This window comes from Streptomyces sp. NPDC058964, assembly GCF_042741275.1.
Taxonomy (GTDB): domain Bacteria; phylum Actinomycetota; class Actinomycetes; order Streptomycetales; family Streptomycetaceae; genus Streptomyces.
Genome location: NZ_JBHYKH010000181.1, coordinates 14,209 through 16,139 on the forward strand (window position 1 = coordinate 14,209; position 1,931 = coordinate 16,139).

The following is a 1,931-nucleotide window of genomic DNA, read 5'->3' on the forward strand; positions in this document are numbered from 1 at the left end:
CGCCGGCCCCGCGCGCCCACGCGGGGCCGGCGCGGCCGGCCGGGCCGGCCCCCCGCCCCGCCGGGGCGGTCCCGCTCACCAGGGTCACCGTGGTCACCGGTCCGCCCACCCGGGAGGGCACGCGTTTCGTGGCGCGCTCGGGCATCGGGCCGCTCTCCTTCGACGACCCGATGGAGGTCACCGTCTGGCGCCCGCCTCGGGACGGTGAGCCGGGCCTGTGCCGCCTGGTCAAGCGCGGGCGGGTGGTCCTCGGCTGGGCCGAGCTGGAGGTGCGCCCCGGACCCGGCGGCCGTACCCGCGTGCTGTGGCGGGAGGAACTGCGGGTCCGCGGGCTCCCGAGGGTCTTCGATCCGGTCCTGGCGCGCACGGCCCGGGCGGTGTTCGGACGAGCGTTGAACGGGCTCCTGAGGCACGCGTGACGGTGGCCGAACCGCACCACCGGCAGGAGTGGTCCGCCGCCGGGCAGGGATTCCGCGGGGCCGACACGCACGAGACGCGACTGCTTGCCACCATGACCCAACCACGCACGGGAGAACGGGCGTTGGACGTGGTTTGCGGGCTGGGCAGCTACGCGGCGGAGCTCGCCGCGCCCGGCTGCCGGACCCCCGCCGTCGACTGGTCCGAAGCCGCGGTCCCGGCGGCCCGCGGCCGGTACACGGACCTGGAACCGCGGCCCTGCGTCCACCCCCTCGACTTCGCGGACACCGCCGGGACGGCGGCACCGCTGCCGCGGGCGGGCTCCGACCTGGTGACGATGCGGCCGGTCCTGGCGTTCCCGGACGACAAGGCCGCCGTCTCCGAGCACGTGCGCGCACTGCCGGCGCCGGCGGCAGACGGCCGGTGACGAGGCCCCTGACCCACCGTCCGTCCGAGGCGCGCCGCCACATCGGCCCGTCCCGGCGGGATGTCGCGACGATGACGGACGGCCGGCACGACGGCCGCTGGTTCGGCCTCGAACCGGGCGGCTTCGCCGCTTCGTGCTGCGCGCGCCGTCGGGGTGGGCCGAAGGGGTTCAGGCCACCGATCCGATGCGGGCCGGTGGCGCCGCTGCCACGTCGTGGTGGATCGGGGTGTGCGCGCCGGTGAGCGAGACACCACTGCCGCCACGGCGGGCCGCGACGATCTCGGACGCGATGGACAGGGCCGTCTCCTCGGGCGTACGGGCCCCGAGGTCGAGCCCGATCGGGGAGCGCAGCCGGGCCAGCTCGAGCTCGGTGACACCGACTTCGCGCAGCCGCTCGTTGCGGTCCAGATGGGTCCGCCGGGATCCCATCGCGCCGACGTACGCGACCGGCAGACGCAGCGCCAGCTTCAGCAGTGGTACGTCGAACTTGGCGTCGTGGGTGAGCACGCACAGGACGGTGCGGCCGTCGACGGCCGTCCGTTCCAGGTACTCGTGGGGCCACTCGACCACGATCTCGTCGGCCTCGGGGAAGCGGGTGCGGGTGGCGAACACCGGACGGGCGTCGCAGACCGTCACGTGGTAGCCCAGGAACTTGCCGATACGGACCAGCGCCGAGGCGAAGTCGACGGCCCCGAAGACGATCATCCGGGGCGGCGGCACCGAGGACTCGACCAGCACGGTGAGCGGGGCACCGCAGCGGGAGCCCTGCTCGCCGATCTCCAGGGTGCCGGTGCGGCCCGCCTCCAGGAAGGCGCCGGCCTCGGCCGCGACGGTGCGGTCCAGCTCGGGGTGGGCGCCGAAGCCGCCCTCGGCCGAGCCGCCGGGGCGGACCAGCAGGGCCCGGCCCCGCAGCTCCGCCGGGCCCGACACGATCCGCGCGACCGCCGCCGCCTCCCCTCGCGCGGCGGCGGCCAGCGCGGCCACGACCACCGGACGGGCGGGGTCGGCCGCCCGTACCGGCGTGACGAGGACGTCGATGACGCCGCCACAGGTCAGGCCGACGGCGAAGGCGTCCTCGTCGCTGTAC

The 1,931-nt window shown here is 76.3% G+C and carries 3 protein-coding genes; 2 read left to right on the forward strand and 1 reads right to left on the reverse strand.

The genetic code is table 11. The features are described from left to right. A partial coding sequence (locus tag ACFW2E_RS22385) for a hypothetical protein (RefSeq protein WP_384468834.1) occupies window positions 1-419 on the forward strand: 419 nt, incomplete at its 5' end. Further along, window positions 416-844: a class I SAM-dependent methyltransferase gene (locus tag ACFW2E_RS22390; protein ID WP_384468835.1), complete on the forward strand. Its 429-nt coding sequence runs from the start codon at window positions 416-418 to the stop codon at window positions 842-844. The genes ACFW2E_RS22385 and ACFW2E_RS22390, both read left to right, overlap by 4 nt. A gap of 168 nt (window positions 845-1,012) precedes the next feature. Here ACFW2E_RS22390 and ACFW2E_RS22395 read toward each other — a convergent pair. Next, the coding region (locus tag ACFW2E_RS22395) for an XdhC family protein (protein ID WP_384468836.1) at window positions 1,013-1,931 on the reverse strand (919 nt) is incomplete at its 5' end.